At 42.0% G+C, this 18,878-nt stretch carries 19 protein-coding genes; 10 read left to right on the top strand and 9 right to left on the bottom strand.

What is annotated here, in order from left to right; all coding sequences use genetic code 11:
* Nucleotides 1–31: 31 nt before the first annotated feature.
* Nucleotides 32–637, bottom strand: a complete 606-nt coding sequence (locus tag CKK33_RS13360) for a DUF2238 domain-containing protein (protein ID WP_095704583.1) — start codon at nt 635–637, stop codon at nt 32–34.
* Nucleotides 638–846: 209 nt separating this feature from the next.
* Between CKK33_RS13360 and CKK33_RS13355 the strand changes: the two genes are divergently transcribed.
* Together CKK33_RS13355 and CKK33_RS13350 are read left to right on the top strand one after the other, a co-directional pair.
* Nucleotides 847–1,425, top strand: a complete 579-nt coding sequence (locus CKK33_RS13355; RefSeq protein ID WP_095704582.1) for a fasciclin domain-containing protein — start codon at nt 847–849, stop codon at nt 1,423–1,425.
* Nucleotides 1,426–1,558: 133 nt separating this feature from the next.
* Nucleotides 1,559–1,924 carry a glyoxalase gene (locus CKK33_RS13350; protein ID WP_095704581.1) on the top strand — a complete coding sequence of 122 codons (366 nt, stop codon included), beginning with the start codon at nt 1,559–1,561 and terminating at the stop codon, nt 1,922–1,924.
* Nucleotides 1,925–2,019: 95 nt separating this feature from the next.
* Here the strand turns inward: CKK33_RS13350 and CKK33_RS13345 are convergent, their stop codons facing one another.
* Nucleotides 2,020–2,469, bottom strand: coding sequence for a GNAT family N-acetyltransferase (locus tag CKK33_RS13345; protein WP_095704580.1), 450 nt, complete (start codon nt 2,467–2,469; stop codon nt 2,020–2,022).
* 114 nt (nt 2,470–2,583) lie between these two features.
* Between CKK33_RS13345 and CKK33_RS13340 the strand changes: the two genes are divergently transcribed.
* Genes CKK33_RS13340 through arsB form a run of 4 tightly spaced genes read left to right on the top strand, consistent with a single transcriptional unit; the run spans nt 2,584 to nt 5,327 of the window.
* On the top strand, nt 2,584–2,913 hold the full coding sequence (locus tag CKK33_RS13340) for a helix-turn-helix transcriptional regulator (RefSeq protein WP_095704579.1): 330 nt from the start codon (nt 2,584–2,586) through the stop codon (nt 2,911–2,913).
* Nucleotides 2,914–2,945: 32 nt separating this feature from the next.
* On the top strand, nt 2,946–3,782 hold the full coding sequence (locus tag CKK33_RS13335) for an arsenite methyltransferase (protein ID WP_095704578.1): 837 nt from the start codon (nt 2,946–2,948) through the stop codon (nt 3,780–3,782).
* Between the two features lie 16 nt (nt 3,783–3,798).
* Nucleotides 3,799–4,215 (top strand): arsenate reductase ArsC, encoded by a 417-nt coding sequence (locus CKK33_RS13330; RefSeq protein ID WP_095704577.1) that lies wholly within the window; start codon nt 3,799–3,801, stop codon nt 4,213–4,215.
* A complete protein-coding gene (gene arsB / locus CKK33_RS13325) occupies nt 4,215–5,327 on the top strand; it encodes an ACR3 family arsenite efflux transporter (protein WP_095704576.1) in 1,113 nt (370 codons plus the stop codon). Before CKK33_RS13330 ends, arsB begins: the two co-directional genes overlap by 1 nt.
* A 31-nt stretch (nt 5,328–5,358) precedes the next feature.
* Here arsB and CKK33_RS13320 read toward each other — a convergent pair whose 3' ends face one another.
* The 4 genes from CKK33_RS13320 to CKK33_RS13305 form a co-directional block, all read right to left on the bottom strand.
* Nucleotides 5,359–6,402, bottom strand: a complete 1,044-nt coding sequence (locus tag CKK33_RS13320; protein WP_095704575.1) for a reverse transcriptase family protein — start codon at nt 6,400–6,402, stop codon at nt 5,359–5,361.
* Nucleotides 6,403–6,674: 272 nt separating this feature from the next.
* Nucleotides 6,675–7,043 carry a hypothetical protein gene (locus tag CKK33_RS13315; RefSeq protein WP_095704574.1) on the bottom strand — a complete coding sequence of 123 codons (369 nt, stop codon included), beginning with the start codon at nt 7,041–7,043 and terminating at the stop codon, nt 6,675–6,677.
* The gene (locus CKK33_RS13310; RefSeq protein WP_095704573.1) at nt 7,040–7,576 is read right to left on the bottom strand and encodes a DUF4365 domain-containing protein; all 537 of its coding nucleotides are present in this window, start codon (nt 7,574–7,576) and stop codon (nt 7,040–7,042) included. Before CKK33_RS13310 ends, CKK33_RS13315 begins: the two co-directional genes overlap by 4 nt.
* Before the next feature lie 128 nt (nt 7,577–7,704).
* Nucleotides 7,705–8,061 carry a helix-turn-helix domain-containing protein gene (locus CKK33_RS13305; RefSeq protein ID WP_095705853.1) on the bottom strand — a complete coding sequence of 119 codons (357 nt, stop codon included), beginning with the start codon at nt 8,059–8,061 and terminating at the stop codon, nt 7,705–7,707.
* 74 nt (nt 8,062–8,135) lie between these two features.
* Here CKK33_RS13305 and CKK33_RS13300 point away from each other — a divergent pair, with 74 nt between their 5' ends.
* Nucleotides 8,136–8,771, top strand: coding sequence for a short chain dehydrogenase (locus CKK33_RS13300; RefSeq protein ID WP_369803592.1), 636 nt, complete (start codon nt 8,136–8,138; stop codon nt 8,769–8,771).
* A 64-nt stretch (nt 8,772–8,835) separates the two neighbouring features.
* On the opposite strand, the gene CKK33_RS13295 is transcribed toward CKK33_RS13300, so the two are convergent.
* From CKK33_RS13295 to CKK33_RS13285, 3 genes are all read right to left on the bottom strand, one after another.
* Nucleotides 8,836–9,984, bottom strand: a complete 1,149-nt coding sequence (locus CKK33_RS13295; RefSeq protein WP_095704571.1) for an acyl-CoA dehydrogenase family protein — start codon at nt 9,982–9,984, stop codon at nt 8,836–8,838.
* Between the two features lie 31 nt (nt 9,985–10,015).
* Nucleotides 10,016–11,611, bottom strand: a complete 1,596-nt coding sequence (locus CKK33_RS13290; RefSeq protein ID WP_095704570.1) for an acyl-CoA carboxylase subunit beta — start codon at nt 11,609–11,611, stop codon at nt 10,016–10,018.
* Between the two features lie 103 nt (nt 11,612–11,714).
* Nucleotides 11,715–12,251: a lipocalin family protein gene (locus tag CKK33_RS13285; RefSeq protein ID WP_095704569.1), complete on the bottom strand. Its 537-nt coding sequence runs from the start codon at nt 12,249–12,251 to the stop codon at nt 11,715–11,717.
* A gap of 159 nt (nt 12,252–12,410) precedes the next feature.
* Here CKK33_RS13285 and CKK33_RS13280 point away from each other — a divergent pair, with 159 nt between their 5' ends.
* The 3 genes from CKK33_RS13280 to CKK33_RS13270 all read left to right on the top strand — a co-directional run bounded on the left by CKK33_RS13280 (nt 12,411) and on the right by CKK33_RS13270 (nt 18,781).
* Complete coding sequence (locus tag CKK33_RS13280) at nt 12,411–14,003, top strand: vitamin K epoxide reductase family protein (RefSeq protein ID WP_143822957.1); 1,593 nt, start codon at nt 12,411–12,413, stop codon at nt 14,001–14,003.
* A 412-nt stretch (nt 14,004–14,415) separates the two neighbouring features.
* Nucleotides 14,416–15,891, top strand: coding sequence for a TlpA disulfide reductase family protein (locus tag CKK33_RS13275; protein ID WP_095704567.1), 1,476 nt, complete (start codon nt 14,416–14,418; stop codon nt 15,889–15,891).
* A 712-nt stretch (nt 15,892–16,603) separates the two neighbouring features.
* On the top strand, nt 16,604–18,781 hold the full coding sequence (locus tag CKK33_RS13270; protein WP_095704566.1) for a peptidase domain-containing ABC transporter: 2,178 nt from the start codon (nt 16,604–16,606) through the stop codon (nt 18,779–18,781).
* Nucleotides 18,782–18,878 lie beyond the last annotated feature (97 nt).

Below are 18,878 nucleotides of genomic sequence, written 5' to 3'. Positions count from 1 at the left end.
GCGCGAGGCGAAGTGAGGATATGCAATTTTTTTATTTAGTTTGAAGCCCTTTGATGGCTTTATCTTGTATGCCACTCATCAAAATAACCATGCAAATAGCGCCAATTGTTGCAAAAAGCATGTCTGACTGTGTATCCCAAACATAGCCCTGTGTACCCAAAAAGGAATCTCCCGACGAACCTGAAAGTACCGACACTAACCATTCTATAAATTCATAAGTTACGCTGATACTCATACAAACGCATACCGTTAAAAATGCCAGCCATCCTTTTTTATTGATAACCTGTTTGCGCATAAACAATTCCCGAACGATCATTGCAGGTACAAAACCTTGCGCAAAATGCCCAACCTTATCATAGTTATTGCGCGATTGATGCAAAACATCGCGCAGCCAGTTAAAAGCAGGTACTTCAGCGTAAGTATAATGCCCGCCAATAAACAGGATGTAGCAATGCAAAAGGATAAACCAGTAAGTAAGGTTGGTAAACCTGAATTTCTGGTAGGTGGCCACCAATATAATAAACCCGATTATCGCCGGAAAAACCTCAAGCAACCAGGTAAAGTAGTCGTGCGGATAAACGGCTGATACAACCAGGCCAATAATAAATAATATAATAAGGATAGAGTGGTTTTTCATTTTTGAAAGTTATAAAAAACACTTAAAAGACTAAAAATATCCATTTTTAAATAGCTGTAAACCAGTCTATAAACCTTTTCTTTTGATTTGAAGGTCTGCTGCAGGGCAATCTTACAAACATTTTTTACGTTTAAACAGTTGTTTATTCAGTAATAATCGAAGCCTATAGAAGAAAAAAAATACGCATTAACCAAACATTAGATTAGTTTATGAATTACGCGAAAAGATCAATTTTAGCTTTGGGTGCGGTTTTATTTATAGGTGTTGCTGCTAATTCAGCATCTGCACAAACTACCCCCGATACCGCCAAAAAAACTACAACTTCCACCACAACACCCGCACCTGCTGACGCAGCAAATGTTGTACAGGCCTTGCAAAGCAACTCAGATTATTCAACCGCTTTTGAGCTGGTGAAAGCGGCCAAGCTTGATTCGGCTTTAACAATAGGTGGCCCTTATACTATTTTTGCACCAAGCAACAACGCGTTTAGCGCTCTGCCAGCAGGAACACTTGATGCTTTAAAAAGCGATCCTGCAAAACTGGCTACAGTGTTAAAAGGCCACGTGGTGAATGGTACGTACGATAAGGCCGGTTTAATTAAGGCGCTTAGCGCCGGTAAAGGTAAAGCCACAGTTACCACATTGGACGGACAAACGCTAACCCTTTCTGTAACCGCTGATAAAAAGCTGCAGATCACCAACGCGGCGGGTAAAAGTGCCCAGGTAATATTATACGACCTTAAAGGGGGCACCGGCGTAGTGGACGGTATTAATGCCGTGCTGCAATAACAATAAATAAGTCGAATTCTAATTATAGCATAAGAGCCTGTTGTTTATCAACAGGCTCTTTGCTTTTAAGGGAAGGCTCATTAAACAATCATGATATTTATGTAGCTTTACTTATTACCAATTGATAAACATTATGCAGCACAACGCAAAAGGCATCAGGCCGTTTATAGGAGCAAAGGATTTTGATCTGTCACGGGCGTTTTACCGCGAATGGGGTTTTGAGGAGTTCGTGATCTCGCCCGATATGTCGGTTTTTAAATTGGGCGATACTGCGTTTTATCTGCAAAAGTATTACAATAAAGACTGGGTGGATAATACCATGGTTTTTATGGAGGTAGACAATGCCCAGCGTTATTATGAAGAACTGCAGGCGCTTGACCTACCATCAAAATATCCCGGCTCGCGGGTATCGCCTGTACGTGTTGATACATGGGGCGATGAATGCTTCGTGCACGATCCATCGGGAGTGCTGTGGCATATCGGGCATTTTAAGCGATAGGGTGTTAGTTTGCAGTTTTAAGTTTGCAGTCGGCGCATTCATTCCCCTCTCGAGAGGGGTTAGGGGTTTGTTATCTAAAGCAAGAAAGCTCGAGTTCAGACCCCCTTCACCATCTCCACATGCGGAATGCCGTCCTCGTCGTAAACATCACCCTGCTCAACAAACCCAAACGACTGGTAAAACTTTAATAGATAGAGTTGTGCTCCAATACGTATAGGCTGGCGGCCAAATAGCTTGTAACAACCCTCAATAGAAGCTTCTATCAATTTCTTACCCAGCCCGGTTCCGCGGTAGGCAGGAGAGGTGATCACCCTGCCGATAGACACTTCATCAAAAGATAATCCGGCAGGCAGTAAACGCGTGTAGGCCGCAAGCTGTTCGCCGACATAGTATAGCAGGTGATGGCTTTGCTGGTCTTTATTGTCCGGGTCAAGGTAGGGGCAGTTTTGTTCCACTACAAAAACCTCGGAACGCAAACGCAGCAGGGCGTAAAGTTCATGCGTGGTTAGCTCGTTAAAATGTTTGATGGTGTAATGGTATTCCATAGTGTTGATTGACAAAGGTAGTATTATCACCAATTCTTATTTAAATATCATTGAAGTAAAAAAATGTAATCAAAATTTTTTGATTCTCATGTTAATCGTAATATTGCGATTGATATGGGCGTTACTAAATCAGAGATCTATACCGAAGAGCAGAACAAACTGGCTATGCAGTTAAAGGCTATTGCGCATCCGGCTCGCATTGCCATTCTGCAGGAACTCATCAAAGCTAATGCCTGCATCTGCGGCGACCTCGTTACCGAACTCGGCCTGGCGCAGGCAACCATCTCCCAGCACTTAAAAGAACTTAAGAATGCCGGTTTGATACAAGGCACCATAGAGGGCGTTAGTGTTTGTTATTGTATTGAACCCAAAGCATGGAAAAGCCTGCAAGCCGAACTGAACCAGCTTTTCGCTTCTTATAAAGATATTAATAGCTGCTGCTAAAAAAAATTGGAACAATTAATCGCAATATTACGATGGAAACCAACGAACAACTAAAGGAAATTGTAAGGCAAAAGTACAGCGAGATAGCCTTGCAGGATAAGGATGTTAACGCATCATCATGCTGTGGGGCAACGGGATGCTCAACCGAGATCTATAACATCATGAGTGACGATTACACCCAGATGGAAGGCTATAACGCCGATGCCGACCTCGGCCTGGGATGCGGCTTGCCTACCCAATTTGCCAAAATTAAAAAGGGCGATGTGGTGATAGACCTGGGCAGCGGTGCCGGTAACGACTGCTTTATAGCCCGTGCCGAAACCGGCGAGACCGGCAAGGTGATCGGTATTGATTTTACTCCGGCTATGATAGATAAGGCGCGGGCTAACGCCGAAAAGCTGGGCTTTAACAATGTGGAATTCAGGCAGGGTGATATTGAGCACATGCCGGTAACCGCCAACATTGCCGATGTTATTGTAAGCAACTGCGTACTTAACCTGGTGTCCGATAAAGATGCCGTTATCAAGGAAATTTACAGGGTGCTTAAACCCGGCGGGCACTTCAGTATATCTGATGTGGTGTTAGTTGGCGACCTGCCTGATGCTTTGCGCAAGGATGCCGAAATGTACGCGGGCTGTGTGGCCGGCGCTATCCAAAAGGATATTTACCTGGGCCTGATAAAAAGCAATGGCTTTACCAACATCACCGTACAAAAAGAGAAAGTTATTGTGGTGCCCGATGATATCCTGAACAAGTACCTGGGCACTGCCGAACTGGAAAGCTTTAAAGCCGGTAGCACAGGCATTTTCAGCGTTACCGTTTATGCAGAGAAACCTGTGGCTGCCTGTTGTCCGCCGGGATGCTGTTAATATCAAAATTATTTAAATGAAGAATATATTAGTGCTTTGCACCGGCAACAGTTGCCGCAGCCAGATAGCCGAGGGCTATCTGCGCCATTTTTCCGAAGGGAAAGCCAATATTTACAGCGCGGGTATTGAAACGCACGGCGTAAATCCGCGGGCCATTGCTACCATGAAAGAGGCAGGTATCGATATCTCTGCCCATACTTCAAATAATGTAGATGAGTATGCCGATGTGCCTTTTGATTACGTGATCACCGTTTGCGATAACGCCAAAGAGAATTGCCCATACTTTCCAACCAATGCCGTTAAACTGCACCACAACTTTCCCGATCCCGCTAAAGCGCAAGGGACAGAGGAGCAAGTAATGGCGGAGTTTCGCAGAGTGCGGGAGATGATTAAGGATTATTGCAGGGAGTTTACCGATAAATATTTAAGCTAATGCCAAACCACTGTGCGCCGGTTGCAGAGCGCAAAAAATTAAGCTTTCTTGACAGGTATTTAACCGTTTGGATCTTTAGCGCCATGGTAATTGGCCTGGCTATAGGATATTTTGTACCGTCCTCGTCAGGTTTTGTAGGTTCGTTCTCAAACGGAACAACCAACATACCTTTAGCCATTGGTTTGATACTGATGATGTACCCGCCGCTGGTAAAGGTTGATTACACCAAAATAGGGGAGGTTTTCAAAGACCTGAAGGTGTTAAGCGTATCCCTGGTTTTAAACTGGATAGTTGGCCCGGTGCTGATGTTCTTGCTGGCCATCGTTTTTTTGCGCGATCATCCGCACTATATGGTGGGGCTTATTTTAATTGGTTTGGCCCGGTGCATTGCCATGGTGGTAGTATGGAACGAATTGGCCGAAGGAAACCGTGAATACGCCGCCGGACTCATCACCTTGAACAGTATCTTCCAGATATTGCTTTACAGCGTACTGGCTTACCTGTTTATCACCGTGCTGCCGCCCATGTTCGGGCTTAAGGGATTCAATATCAACGTTACCATAAAAGATATAGCCAAAAGCGTTGGCATTTACCTGGGCATACCGTTTTTAGCCGCGGTAGCAAGCCGGTTCATTTTAATTAAAGCCAAAGGTAAAGACTGGTTTGTAAACAGCTTTGTGCCTTTGGTATCGCCGGTTACATTGATCGCCTTGTTGTTCACCATCGTGCTGATGTTTACGTTGAAGGGCGAACTGATCTTGAAAATTCCGCTGGATGTGTTGCGGATAAGCATACCGCTGGTGATCTACTTTGCGGTGATGTTTGTGTGCAGCTTTTTTATCGGCAAATGGTTTGGGGCCGATTACTCGCGCTCGGCAGCGATAGCCTTTACCGCAACCGGCAATAACTTTGAACTGGCGATAGCCGTAGCCATAGGCGTATTCGGCATCAATTCCGGCGAGGCCTTTACAGGCGTAGTTGGTCCGCTGGTAGAAGTGCCCGCGTTAATAGGCCTGGTGAAGTTAGCTTTTTGGTTTAGGGAGAGGTGGGGTTTAAGGGGTAGGTGTGGGGCAAAGTTGGTATGCGTGCGCCAGCGGGAAACTATTGAATGAAGATTAAAGTCTTTAATCAAGTAACTCATTATCATTTCTTTCCTTTAAGGACGTCAATGAGATATGTTTTATATTTAAATAAATCAGAATCTTTTTTTCTCACAAATAGGTAGAAGTTGGCTTTTCCCAATAGGTGATCGATGTAATTATTTTTCGTTACGTTCTGTTTGATTACATGCGATTCTATACCGAATTTCATGATGTAATACATTTCTTGCCTAAATTCTTTAAGGTCCGAGCGTTTAACTGCAATTTTCTTATTGACAACTAAACCTGTAACTAATTGTCTCTGATGTTGGCTTTTAACTCTAGTTTTTGAATCGTTGATTGAAAAATTTAATGAATTAAGAAGCTTTCTAACCCCGGCAATTACTACTCCCGCGTGAAAACTTCCGGATATTGTGATGTCATCGGCGTACCGAGAATAACGTAGATTTCGTTCTCTACAATATTTGTATAAGTTCTCATCAATATCAATTGTGAGGATTGATGATAAATAAGGGCTCGATGGACTACCTTGCGGTATAGAACCGTTAAGTGTGCATAGAGAACTAAGCACTGAAACAACATCAGAGTTGTAACCAAGATTTGAAAAAAAAAGTGAGACCATCGATGCTGTGATATTATCGAAGAATGCTTCGATATCCAGATTTAACACAAATTGTTGTTTGGTATGAAATTTTGCATTTGATACGGTTGATTTGCCAATGCTGTAGGCGTTATTAAATCGGCTTGTCGGTACTTTTTTAATGATATTATTTAAAATCCAGTATTGAATAGATTTCAAGCCAGGCAAGGGTTCTTTAATTTGTCTTGATCGTCCATTTTTTTTGCGGATAAAAAATGTTCTGTAGAATTTATCTGGAGATTTAATTGCTCTTAAAATGTAGTCAACTTTAAAGCCCGTCAAATAAGACAAATGTTTTATGTCAAAAATGACTGGTAAATTTTTTTCCTGCAAAGTTTTTGCGTAAGACAAAAGCCCAAGAACAGATTGATTTGGGAGACCAAGTTCTTGAGCTTTTTTTTCTAATTTGAATAAATATTCATTTTTAGAGAAAATTGATTCTTGCATTACAAAGTGATAAGTATAGCCATCCTAAATTAACAAAAAAGGGGGCAGCAAAAAAGCAAAAAAAAAGAAAGCAAAGTTTTTTGAGGAGCGAGTGATAGCGAGTGGATTAAAAAACGCCCCACCGGCGAGGTGAGCCCAGCCGGCTCGAGGCGCTATACACCTAAGAGCTCCGCGAAACTCAACAATATCAAACGCTCGAAACAATGTTCTCCTCAGATTAACGACTCGCTAATCCGCAACCGAAGCTGCTTGAGCTAATGTGAATCAAATTCCTAAAGCTCAAATATAAACTTTTTAGGAACATAAATATCAGGAATTTCACCAAGAGAATATCGGCTATCAGGTTCAAAGAGAATCCAATCTTTTTTGTCTGGCTTATATTTATTGTCAAGATTTTGACACTGACTCATTAATAGTTTGAAAGTGCTAAATTTAGCTATCTCCGGGCAATGTTTCAAAAGCTTAGACAAACAGATCTTTAACATGTTTCCAAACTCTAAATCATTTTGAATAATCGGAAAGCTTAATTTAATACCACTATTGTTCAGATAATACTTAAATGCTTCATCTTCGCTGACAGAAACCCAACCGTAGCGGTTAATATGTCTTTGTAAAATCTCCACATTTCTATAGATACTCATAAGCCATAAATGTTATTAAAGATTGCATTAAAATCTTTCAAAAAGTGATTGTTTTTAGGTATATAAATTTTTGTTGAAGAATCTTTATCTTTTACCAATACATCTGGGGGAATAGTGCTGTCGGAAGGGATAAACCAATAACATTTTTTTTTAAATAGCATCTCGTCCTCAATTACAGATAACCAAGTGTCCGAATCTTCAGGTAGGACTAGCAACACTAATATCATTTTGATATAAGGGGAATCAACTTTTCTTTTTAAGGTGAAGTAGTTCTTGTTTCTCAAATAATATTCGATAAAATCACCGTTTTCTTCAGCTCTTTGTACCGTAGTGCACTTTAGTTGTATATCAAGCCTTCTATCTGAATCTTCGTACATAATCTTACCATCAGCAAGCTCGATTTTGTCGACAGGTCCGACGCTTAAATCAACGCCGTGATCATATTTTGGATCATAAACCTTAAACTTATTTTGAGCTAAAATAATTCTTATAAATCCTTCAGAAAGTGCTTCTTTTACTTCGTTATCAGTCATTTATTATATAAAAATAGGAAAATCATTTGAAAAGAAGATTATATTATAGAGACATTATTCTAAGTTTTACTTGCGCAAGTAACCACTGCCAAAATCCTGTCAGCGTTCATCGCGTGAACGCGAACACCTCAATTTTCCTCTACCACCGGCAGGTTCATGATATGTTGGCGGCTCCAGTTGGATAGTTGGGTGAGGATAGGGCGCAGTGTCACGCCCTTTGGGCTTAGCGAGTACTCCACCCGTGGCGGTACCTCGGGGTAGGCCTTGCGGATAATGATGTCGTCGGCCTCCAGCTCTTTCAGCGTGCGCGAGAGTACCTTAAGCGCCATGCCGGGGATTATCTTGTGCAGTTCGCCAAAACGTAAAGGGCCTTTCATCAGCAGCCACAAAATGGGCGGTTTCCACTTGCCGCCTATCACATCTATGGTAGCGGTAATGGGGCAATCTTCGGCTCCGTGATATTTTTGTAAATTATTTTCGGCCATAGCTTTACGTACAAACAATTACTACCAAATGGTTATTAGTAGACAAAAAGGTAACTACTTGACAAAAGTATAGCATTGGGATACATTTGTCAAAAAACAAAAGAAATAATCATATGAAAATTATAGTGATAGGTGCATCGGGCACCATTGGTAAATACGTAGTAAACGTACTGGCAGATGGTAACGAGATCATCAGGGTAGGCTCTAAATCCGGCGATTACCAGGTAAACATTGCAGATGCGGCTTCCATCAAAAACCTGTTTGAGCAGGTTGGTCCGTTCGATGCGCTGGTGAGCACCACCGGCGATGCCTACTTCGGTCCCTTAAAAGACATGACCGAAGCCAACATGCGCGTAGGTATCGATAGCAAGCTGATGGGGCAGGTGAACCTGGTACTCATCGGTCAGCATTACATTAACCCAAAAGGCTCATTCACCCTAACCTCCGGCAGCTTAGCCGATGACCCTGTGCCAATGGCCGCCGCCGCAGCTACAGCAAACGGCGCGTTAGATTCATTTGCCAGGGGCGCTGCCATAGAACTGGAGAACGGTGTCCGCATTAACACGGTAGCGCCGGGTGTGGTAGAAGAATCTCCGGCCTATTTCCCATACTTTAAGGGCCATATCCCTGTAACTATGCATCGCGTGGCACAGGCTTACGTGAAAAGTGTCCTTGGAGGGCAAACCGGGCAGGTTTATAAGGTGCTTTAATACAAAAAAGCCGCTCCCAACTTGCGTCGGGATGCGGCTTTTTTCTTCTTATAATACGGCGTAATTATTCTTCCATCAATAACCTGGAGATAACCACTTTTTGTATCTCCGAAGTGCCTTCGCCTATGGTGCAGAGCTTGGCATCGCGGTAATATTTTTCGGCGGGGTAGTCTTTGGTATAGCCATAACCACCATGTATCTGCACGCCTTCGTTAGCTACCTCTACACAAATTTCTGATGCATAATATTTAGCCATAGCCGATAACTTGGTAGATTTTTGTCCGCTGTCTTTCAGGTTTCCGGCCTTGCGTATCAATAGTTCGGCTGCTTCAATTTTAGTAGCCATATCTGCCAGTTTAAATGCTATGGCCTGGAATTGGGCAATAGGCTTACCAAACTGTTCGCGTTCCTTAGCATAAGCAATGGCTGCTTTGTAGGCGCCTTTGGCAATGCCCAATGATAACGCGGCGATTGAGATGCGGCCGCCATCCAGCACTTTTAAGGATTGGATAAAGCCATCGCCCACTTCACCTAAAACATTGGCTGCGGGTACCCGGCAATTATCAAAGAAAAGGCATGCGGTTTCAGAAGCGCGCATCCCCATTTTATTTTCTTTTTTCCCTGCGGTAAAACCCGGCGTTCCTTTTTCAACAACAAAGGCGGTCATGCCGTGCGAGTCGCCCTTTTCGCCGGTACGTACAATTACTACGGCAACATCACCGCTGATGGCATGAGTGATAAAATTTTTAGAACCGTTAAGTACCCAATGGTCGCCTTCTTTTACCGCGGTTGTGCTCATGCCGCCGGCATCAGAGCCGGTGCCTGTTTCTGTTAAGCCCCAGGCGCCGATCCATTGTCCGCTGGCCAGTTTAGGCAGGTATTTATGTTTTTGCTCCTCATTGCCAAACATTAGGATATGGTTTGTGCAGAGCGAGTTATGCGCGGCTAAAGAAAGACCGATAGAGCCGCATACCTGCGAAATCTCGTCAATAACGGTAACGTAGGTTTGGTAGTCCAGGCCACTGCCGCCATACTGCTCGGGTACCAGTATGCCCATAAATCCGTATTCTCCAAGCTGGTGAAACAAGTCGGCAGGGAAGTACTGGCGTTCGTCCCAATCCATTATATGCGGGCGTATGTATTGCTCAGCAAACTCTTTAGCACTTTGTTTTATCATGGCCAGCTGTTCGCCGGCTGTTGTATCAAAATTCATCATTGGTTATATAATTGGTTGGTCAGTAAAATCAGGTTTGTATCACACCTACATTGTAGCGTTCGGTAATAGGAGCGTGGTTAGCTGCTTCGATACCCATGGATATGATCTTGCGGGTTTCAAGCGGATCGATCACACCATCCGTCCACAAGCGGGCGGCGGCGTAGTAGGGGCTCAATTCGTTATTATATTTACGGGTAATGTCGCCCAGGAGTTCCTGCTCTTTCTGCGGGTCAACTTCTATGCCTTTGCTTTTTAAGGCTGCTTCCTGTATCTGCAATAACGTTTTAGCCGCTGATGCACCGCTCATTACAGCCATTTGCCCGGTTACCCAGGAGTATATCAAACGCGGATCATACGCTTTACCACACATGGCATAATTTCCGGCACCGTATGAATTGCCTATAATAAAGGTGAATTTGGGCACAACCGAATTAGCCATTGCAGATACCATTTTAGCGCCATCTTTGATAATGCCCCCATGCTCAGACCGGCTGCCCACCATAAAGCCGCTCACATCCTGCAGAAAAACCAGAGGTATTTTTTGCTGATTACAGTTCATGATAAATCTGGCCGCTTTATCGGCCGAATCGGAATAGATGACGCCGCCCATTTGCATTTCGCCTTGTTTGGATTTAACCATTTTGCGTTGGTTGGCTACTATACCAACTGCCCAGCCGTTTATGCGTCCTAAACCGCAGATAATGGTTTTGCCATACAGTTCTTTGTATTGTTCAAACTCAGAATTGTCTACAAGCCGCTCGATGATATCCAGCATATCATATGGTTTGGTGCGATCAAGCGGAAGAATACTGTATATTTCGGTCGGTTTCTTTTTTGGTAGGATGGGTTCAACGCGGTCGAAACCAGCTTTATCATTATGGCCTATTTTGTCGAACACCTTTTTGATGGCGTCGAGGCACGATGCGTCGTCAGGATATTTATTATCTGTAACCCCCGAAATCTCCGAATGGGTGCTGGCGCCACCAAGTGTTTCGTTATCTACTGTTTCGCCAATGGCCGATTTAACCAGGTAGGAGCCGGCCAGGAAAACAGAGCCGGTACCTTCAACTATAAAGGCATAGTCTGACATGATGGGTAAATAGGCTCCACCGGCAACACAGCTACCCATAATGGCTGATACTTGTATCACACCCGTTGACGACATGCGGGCATTGTTCCTGAAAATGCGCCCGAAGTGTTCCTTATCAGGAAAAACCTCATCCTGCATGGGCAGGTAAACGCCGGCGCTATCAACCAGGTAAATGATCGGTAGGCGGTTTTCCATGGCTATTTCCTGCGCTCGCAGAATTTTCTTAGAGGTTATTGGAAACCAGGCACCTGCCTTTACAGTTGCGTCGTTAGATACTATGATACAAAGGCGGCCTTTTACATAGCTCATTACTGTAACTACACCACCACCCGGGCATCCGCCATCTTCGGTATATAGGTTATCGCCTGCAAAAGCACCGACCTCCAATTGTTCAGACGCGTCATCAACCAGGTAGTCAATACGTTCCCTGGCCGTCATTTTACCTTTAGCTTTATGCGCAGCCATTTTTGTGGCTCCGCCGCCAAGCTTTACCTGGCTAAGCCTTTCCGAAAGTTCCTTTAGTAAGTTTTCCATTGGTTACCATGAGTGGTGTAAAGATAGGAAAAATACTATGCATGCATAGTATTTTTAGGCAAAAATATTGGTATTATATTTTTATTGCAGCTTTGAACCTGGTTTACTGGCGGGTCCAAACCAGGTCTTGCACATTATATCCTAAAGCAGCCGCTTTTTTAAGGTATTGATCAATAACCGGTTTTGGCATTGTTTTATCTCTGGATAACAGCCATAAGTATTTGAGGTTGTTTCCGGCAACGAGAGCGTATTGATAGTCCGGGTCAATAGCGATAACGTTATAACCGGCATAAAAGGGGCCAAAGAAAGAAACTTTTAGCCGGGCTTCTGTGCTATCTCCAACTAATTTAGCTTTTCCTATACTTTCTTTCCACTCGCCTTTTTTAGGATTATATCCACGGTTCACCACCTTGATCACGTCATCGTCTTTTAAGGAGTAATTGGCAGTTACTTTTTCCAGGTCGCGCTCAAACTTAAAATCCATGCGGGCAATCTCATACCTTGTGCCTAAATACTTGTACTTTTTAAACGGGCGAACAGCCCGGGCGCCTTTTGGTATAGATACGCAGGATGACATACTCAAACAAAAAGCTGCAACGGCTATCCCCGCGATGCCGGCAAAAAGGATCTTATATTTCATATGTACACTTTGTGATAAAAGAGAACAGGCGTCCCGGAAATTGGTTTTGAAGCAACATGCTATTAGTGTTATGGTTAACCTTCTAATTCTTTTCTAATCTATTTTTTCTTGAACGTTAAAAATAGATTGGTTAACTTGCTTGTAAATACTAAACCTTACATGTTGTTTAATAACAAACCCAACAACCCCGAGTACGTAACTGTAGAACTACTGAAAGCTATTGGTGCTCAAATTACAGATACTGAAGTAACCGAAGAACTTTATACACACCCCGATTACCCCAACTTGCTTGCTGTAAACGATGCGCTGAATTATTATGGCGCGGATGCGGCTGCTTATCGCATCAATCCGGAAGATCTTACAGATGTACCCTGCCCGTTTATTGCGCATACTAAAAAGCCCGGTGCCGAATATATGATGGTTAAAAGCATTTCCTTAACATCTGTACAGGTAACAGGAACGGGTAACGGCACTACTACAATGTCTTTAGATGATTTTAAGCAGTTATTTGATGGCGTAGTACTTGTACCCGAGAATACCAAAATTGAAAAAGACACCCATGCAAGCAGGCCATTTAATTTTGATGATGTCCGCTACAGCGTTACGCTTGTTTTAACTATAATAATCGTGATAGCAGGCGCCTTATTAATCAACAACTATTTAACTACATGGCAAAGCTTGCTGGTACTTGTTTTTAAAACGGCGGGATTGGCGGTTTCAGCGTTATTATTGCTACAGAGCATAGACAAGAATAACCCTTTGGTACAAACCTTATGTGGGGGTGGGGGAAAAACCAACTGTAATGCGATATTAACGTCAAAGGTCGCTAATGTAGTAAAAGGGCTAACCTGGAGCGATATGGGATTCTTTTATTTTGCCGGCACTTGGATTACGGTTTTGTTTGCCGGTGGCAACATGGGCACACTACAATTATTGGCCATATTAAACATTGTAAGTTTACCTTATACTATATATTCTATTTATTACCAGGCAAAAGTGGCCAAACAATGGTGTGTGCTGTGTTGCACAGTACAAGTGCTGTTATGGCTGGAGTTTATACCTTTTGTTACTTTATTAACACAACCATTTGAGTCGCCATCCGTGCAGGCTTTGGCCAGAATTATACTTTGCTTGGTTACCCCAGCGGTATTATGGCTGTTGATTAAACCGGTAATACAAAAAGCGCAAAAAGCCGAAAGTCTGCAGCACCAGTTGCGCGGCTTTAAATACAACGCCGATCTGTTTAATAAGTTGCTGCAAGATCAACCTAAATACAGCAGCCCAAGCCCCGACTGGAGCATCGTTTTAGGCAATACAGCAGCTGAAAACGTTATCACCATGGTAAGTAATCCTTACTGCCCGCCCTGTGCCAAAACGCATCAGATATTTGATGAATGGCTTAAACATAACCTGGATATACAACTGAGGCTGGTTTTTACGGCATCCAACCATGAGGATGATATAAAAACACCCGTAACCAGGCATTTAATGGCCCTTAATGATAACAGCGATAAAAGCACTGTGAAAAAGGCCTTACACGATTGGTACGAACAGAAACAGAAAAACTATCAGGAATGGGCCAAAACCTATCCTGTAAACTTAGATGAAGGCAAGTTTAATAAATTAAAAGAGCAGCATGATTGGTGCAATTTAGCTGAGGTAAAAGCCACGCCCACCATCCTGGTAAACGGCTACCGTTTGCCGGATGCTTACCGTATACAAGATATTAAATACCTGCTGGTACAGCAATAAAAGAAACTTCTCGCGAAAGTAAAGGAGCATTGCACTTTTACCTGCATGCCGCCAGAATTGCCGGGGCGTGGTTACGGCAAAGATAAGTAATAATTAATCTTTTATTTTATGTCAAAATTTTTGAAGCTCTCAAGAGGAGAGATGAAAAATGTGTTAGGTGGAAAAGCGGCTGGTGTTACCTGTACATGGACTTGGGCTGCTGGCTCTGATTGTGCTTCTGGTACGACAACAACATCATGCGCAGGAAGCGCTGCAGATTGCCAAACTGGTGCAGACAACAATTGTTCCAACAATGATTGCTGCGAGGATGTAGACTGCAGATAATATCACTAATAGCGATGGTAAGTAATTTGATAATTAATTGGCTTACCATCGCTGATTTATTATGTAATAATATTCTTACCTCAGATTTATGAAAAAAGCCTTATTCTTTTCAGTACTAATGTTCTTTGTATTAAAGGCATCATCCCAAAAAGTAATTACCATTACTTACAGGTATAAGGCAGATAGTTTGAAAAAAGATTCCTTTTATTTTTTTCTTGTAAAGCCTTTGGGTCTGCAAGCCTACGGCGAGAGTCCATACTACCCGGATAAGCTCATTTCTGTAAAACACCTGGATGGTGGTATTATTGAAAGCACTTGTCAGTATCCTGTATCACAAATAAGCTGTGGTTTTTTAGGTTCGGGGTTTGGTTATAAAACATTTATTATACCTGGCGATAAGATGGTGGTTAATATTAATAGTGGTACGCAACCGAAGATTAAACTCAATGGAAAATACCCAAGGCCATGGTTTAATACGATTGTTATTGAGGGCAAAAACAAATTTATCTACGCGCTTTTTGATTCGCTTGCTAACAGGTTTGGTGCTTTAGGCTGGAGCGAAGCGCTGCCGTTCAGGAAGACAGATACTTTAAACCGTTATTGTAACACGGCAACCGATAAATACGCGGCCGAATGTCAGTTCATTTTTAAATACGGTAAAGAACACCAAATAGATAATTACTACAGAAAGCTTGCGAAATCAGAAGTATATGCCTCATATATAACTAACCTTCTTAAGCCATTAGCAAGGGGGTTAAATCTCGACCAATATCCAAAATACTGCCGCACTGCATTGTTGGATGCTAATTTTAATGATCCAGAATTATATTTTAACACCAGTGCGTATAATTTAGCCGCCTATGCTTATACATGTGCAATTAACCGTTTGCAAACAGGTAACCAGCCATTTAGTAACGAGGATCTTATCAGTATTTATAATGCTATCAAAAAGAATTATGCTGATACCATTAAAAATCATTTACTAACGCATCATTTATCAACTTTTTTAGGAAATCCTGAATTGATATACCCGGCATTTGATTCTTTGCTAACCGATTACAAATCTTTTTGCCACAACAAGCCTTATCGTGATTACCTGGACTCGGCTTATAATTTAAGGAAAAGCTTGGCGGCAAAAACATACGGATTAAAAGACGCTATGAAATCCGGCGTTGCCGATGTAAATGATCAGTATAAAAATATCAGTAATTTTTTTAATAAAAAGCCTGTACTTATCATCTGCTGGGCAAGCTGGTGTGTACCCTGTATTAAGGAAATGCCTTTTGAGAAGAAACTTCAACAGGAGTTTAAGGGAAAGGTTGATTTTATTTACTTGTCCTTTGATAAGGATAAAGTGGCATGGAAAAACAAATCCGCAGCACTTAAACTTGAGGACAATAATTATATAGTGTCGGGTAATTTTTTATCTGATTTTGCGAGGTTCTATAAAATTAACTCATTGCCCAATTATTTCCTTTACGATAAGACTGGTAAACGAATTGAAACTAATGATTTAAGACCTTCGGACGCTGGGTTTGTTGATGTTTTGAGGAAAGTAAATTAGAAGCATGATTTTGGATTATTGTTTGAGATAATTAACGTTACAGGGGAACAAAATATAAGCATATTACAAAAATCTAATCATCACTCTAATATTCCATGATATGCTTTCTAATTATCGGCAAATTTTACAAGATATTATAACGTTTTTGTTTAAATTAAAACAGAAATACGTTACTCTTCGATTCTTTGATAATTTATAGAAACTTCTCGCGAAAGTAAAGGAGTATGTACTTTTTCCTGCATACAGCCGAAATTGCCAAGGCGTGGATATGGCAAATGAATAATTTAAATACTTGTATTATGTCTAAATTTCTAAAGCTCTCACGATTCGAGATGAAAAATGTTTTAGGTGGAAAAGCGGCACCTGTTATTTGCACATGGGCTTGGGATTCTTCATCAGGTTGCGCTAATGTTCCTTCAACTACATCTTGTGGAGGATCCGTTACAGATTGTCAAACTGCTGCAGATACTTATTGTTCTGATAATGATTGTTGCACAGATGTAGATTGTAGATAAGAATATTAGCGATGATGAAAGACTGAGAATTGAAATTATTAGTTAAAAGTCATCGCTAATTATTGTCCACCATTAATAATTATTTGTTGCTCGTAACACTCTTATCAAATAATTGCAATTACTCCATCAAATGCTCTTTATTTTGATTAACTTCAAATTAAACTTTCACTTGTATTTAAGCTTTATTACCTTAACCGATGCCTTTCCCCTTCTACAAACAACCTGATCAAATGGACTGCGGTCCCACCTGTTTAAGGATGGTGGCAAAATATCACGGCCGTAATTTTAAGATACAAACGCTCAGACAGCTTTGTGAGATCAATAGGGAAGGGGTGTCGCTTTTAGGCATAAGTGATGCCGCCGAAAAAATTGGTTTCAGATCACTTGGCGCAAAAATTAATTTACAGGACCTTAACGAAGCAGAGTTGCCCTGCATATTGCATTGGCGGCAAAACCATTTTGTGGTGCTTTATAAAATCAAAAAAGGGCGTTATTATATTGCCGATCCTGGAAGTGGCCTGGTAACATTGATCGAAGCAGAATTCTTGAAAAATTGGGCTTCAGATACAGAAAAACAAGAAGGTATAGTTTTGCTATTATCGCCAACTCCATACTTTTATGAACAGGAGAATGAGAAAAGCGGTGCCGTTAGCTGGGGAATAATTTTGCGTTACCTGGTTACTTACAGGCGATTGGTGATGCAGTTGTTATTCGGACTGGGCATAGGCAGCCTACTTCAGCTAATAACTCCTTTCCTTACACAATCCGTTGTAGATATTGGCATAAATACCCGTAACCTAAATTTCGTATACATCGTTATCATTGCGCAAGCCATGCTCATTGTAGGCCGTGTTAGTGTGGAGTTTATACGTTCATGGATACTACTACACATCAGTACCCGTGTAAATATCTCCATCCTTACGGATTTCCTGATCAAGCTGATGAAGCTGCCCATTAGTTTCTTTGATACTAAAATGACAGGTGATATCATGCAGCGTATGAACGATCAGCGCCGCATAGAGAGCTTCCTTACAGGATCGACACTGAGTACACTGTTCTCAATGTTCAACTTGCTGATTTTTTCAGTGGTATTGGCCTATTACAATATTGCCATTTTCTTTGTGTATGTGGTTAGCAGCATATTGTACACTGGCTGGATAGTTGCCTTCCTTAAACGCCGGCGCGATATTAATTACAAGAGCTTTGAAATATCCGCAAAAAACCAAAGCAGTATTGTTCAGCTCGTGAATGGCATGCAGGAGATAAAGCTCAATAACTGCGAACAGCAAAAACGCTGGGAGTGGGAACATCTGCAGGCGCGCTTATTTAAGTTTAACGTTAAAAGTTTAGCTTTAAGCCAGTATCAGCAGGGCGGCTCAACGCTTATAAACGAAACTACCAACCTGCTCATTACTTTTTTAAGCGCTAAAGCGGTAATTGACGGGCAATTAACACTTGGTGCCATGATGGCCGTACAATACATCATTGGCCAGTTAAACGCGCCTGTACAGCAGTTTTTAGCTTTCATACAAAATTTCCAGGATGCGAAAATTAGTCTGGAACGTTTGAATGAGATACATGATATGGATGATGAAGAACCTGCGGAAAAGGAATTTAACCACACACTGCCTGCAAGCCTTACTATAAGTCTTAATAACCTTACTTTTAAGTACCCCGGCGCGGGTAATGAATCAGTTTTGCAGGACATCAACTTGGAGATACCTCAGGGAAAAACTACTGCCATAGTTGGTATGAGCGGAAGCGGTAAAACAACCATTTTAAAACTGTTACTCCGTTTTTATGAACCTAACAAGGGCGAAATAAAGGTAGGTGGGCAACTATTAAGTCATATTGGCTTTAAACGCTGGCGAAGTTCATGCGGCGTAGTTATGCAGGATGGGTTTATTTTTTCTGACAGTATAGAAAGGAATATCGCCGTAGGAGATGACCACCCCGATAAAGACAAGCTGCGGCATGCTATTGAAGTAGCCAACATACAAGATCTCATAGATGGGTTGCCATTGGGATTAAAAACCAAAATAGGGGCAGAGGGAAATGGCATCAGTCAGGGGCAGCGCCAGCGGCTGTTGATAGCCCGTGCAGTTTATAAAAACCCTGAGTATATATTTTTTGATGAGGCCACCAACTCGCTTGATGCCAATAATGAACGTGTAATTATGAACAACATGCAGCAATTTTTTAGTGGCCGTACAGTTGTCATAGTAGCACATCGGTTAAGTACAGTAAGCAATGCTGATAATATTGTTTTATTAGAAAAAGGGACAATAATTGAGCAGGGTACACATACACAGCTTACCGATTTACGGGGCAAGTACTATGAATTGGTAAAAAATCAACTTGAATTAGGAACCTGATATTTATTATGCCACTAATAAAAGAAGTTACTGCAGAAAGCAGGCACAGTGACGATATGCAAGATATTATAACCGCGCCACCCGGATGGATATTACG

It is taken from the genome of Mucilaginibacter sp. MD40 (assembly GCF_002288635.1).
Lineage (GTDB): Bacteria > Bacteroidota > Bacteroidia > Sphingobacteriales > Sphingobacteriaceae > Mucilaginibacter.
The sequence above is the reverse complement of the archived record's forward strand: the minus strand, read 5'-3'. Positions and strand labels throughout refer to the sequence as shown.

What these genes read in the sequence shown, in the direction of transcription:
- CKK33_RS13350 (WP_095704581.1), top strand. Translation starts at nt 1,559, where the DNA reads ATGCAGCACAACGCAAAAGGCATCAGGCCGTTTATAGGAGCAAAGGAT.
- arsB (WP_095704576.1), top strand. Translation starts at nt 4,215, where the DNA reads ATGCCAAACCACTGTGCGCCGGTTGCAGAGCGCAAAAAATTAAGCTTT.
- CKK33_RS13280 (WP_143822957.1), top strand. Translation starts at nt 12,411, where the DNA reads ATGTTGTTTAATAACAAACCCAACAACCCCGAGTACGTAACTGTAGAA.
- CKK33_RS13340 (WP_095704579.1), top strand. Translation starts at nt 2,584, where the DNA reads ATGGGCGTTACTAAATCAGAGATCTATACCGAAGAGCAGAACAAACTG.
- CKK33_RS13270 (WP_095704566.1), top strand. Translation starts at nt 16,604, where the DNA reads ATGCCTTTCCCCTTCTACAAACAACCTGATCAAATGGACTGCGGTCCC.
- CKK33_RS13330 (WP_095704577.1), top strand. Translation starts at nt 3,799, where the DNA reads ATGAAGAATATATTAGTGCTTTGCACCGGCAACAGTTGCCGCAGCCAG.
- CKK33_RS13285 (WP_095704569.1), bottom strand. Translation starts at nt 12,251, where the DNA reads ATGAAATATAAGATCCTTTTTGCCGGCATCGCGGGGATAGCCGTTGCA.
- CKK33_RS13320 (WP_095704575.1), bottom strand. Translation starts at nt 6,402, where the DNA reads ATGCAAGAATCAATTTTCTCTAAAAATGAATATTTATTCAAATTAGAA.
- CKK33_RS13355 (WP_095704582.1), top strand. Translation starts at nt 847, where the DNA reads ATGAATTACGCGAAAAGATCAATTTTAGCTTTGGGTGCGGTTTTATTT.
- CKK33_RS13345 (WP_095704580.1), bottom strand. Translation starts at nt 2,469, where the DNA reads ATGGAATACCATTACACCATCAAACATTTTAACGAGCTAACCACGCAT.
- CKK33_RS13295 (WP_095704571.1), bottom strand. Translation starts at nt 9,984, where the DNA reads ATGAATTTTGATACAACAGCCGGCGAACAGCTGGCCATGATAAAACAA.
- CKK33_RS13315 (WP_095704574.1), bottom strand. Translation starts at nt 7,043, where the DNA reads ATGAGTATCTATAGAAATGTGGAGATTTTACAAAGACATATTAACCGC.
- CKK33_RS13335 (WP_095704578.1), top strand. Translation starts at nt 2,946, where the DNA reads ATGGAAACCAACGAACAACTAAAGGAAATTGTAAGGCAAAAGTACAGC.
- CKK33_RS13360 (WP_095704583.1), bottom strand. Translation starts at nt 637, where the DNA reads ATGAAAAACCACTCTATCCTTATTATATTATTTATTATTGGCCTGGTT.
- CKK33_RS13290 (WP_095704570.1), bottom strand. Translation starts at nt 11,611, where the DNA reads ATGGAAAACTTACTAAAGGAACTTTCGGAAAGGCTTAGCCAGGTAAAG.
- CKK33_RS13310 (WP_095704573.1), bottom strand. Translation starts at nt 7,576, where the DNA reads ATGACTGATAACGAAGTAAAAGAAGCACTTTCTGAAGGATTTATAAGA.
- CKK33_RS13305 (WP_095705853.1), bottom strand. Translation starts at nt 8,061, where the DNA reads ATGGCCGAAAATAATTTACAAAAATATCACGGAGCCGAAGATTGCCCC.
- CKK33_RS13275 (WP_095704567.1), top strand. Translation starts at nt 14,416, where the DNA reads ATGAAAAAAGCCTTATTCTTTTCAGTACTAATGTTCTTTGTATTAAAG.